Source organism: Streptococcus sp. WM07 (genome assembly GCF_004570525.1).
GTDB lineage: Bacteria > Bacillota > Bacilli > Lactobacillales > Streptococcaceae > Streptococcus.
Window position 1 is genome coordinate 1 of record NZ_SPPZ01000255.1, and the last position, 393, is coordinate 393.

The 393-nt window shown below is 47.6% G+C and carries 1 rRNA gene; it reads left to right on the forward strand.

Annotation, left to right across the window (positions count from 1 at the left end):
• A 23S ribosomal RNA gene (locus E4T71_RS09195) occupies positions 1-393 on the forward strand; the annotation flags it as partial.

Sequence of the window (393 nt, forward strand, 5' to 3'; positions counted from 1 at the left end):
CCGTAAACCCAAGGTTTCCTACGCGATGCTCGTCATCGTAGGGTTAGTCGGGTCCTAAGTCGAGTCCGAAAGGGGTAGACGATGGCAAATTGGTTAATATTCCAATACCAACATTAGTGTGCCATGGAAGGACGCTTAGGGCTAAGGGGGCTAGCGGATGGAAGTGCTAGTCTAAGGTCGTAGGAGGTTATACAGGCAAATCCGTATAACAATACTCCGAGAACTGAAAGGCTTTTTGAAGTCTTCGGATGGATAGAAGAACCCCTGATGCCGTCGAGCCAAGAAAAGTTTCTAAGTTTAGCTAATGTTGCCCGTACCGTAAACCGACACAGGTGGGTGGGATGAGTATTCTAAGGCGCGTGGAAGAACTCTCTTTAAGGAACTCTGCAAAAT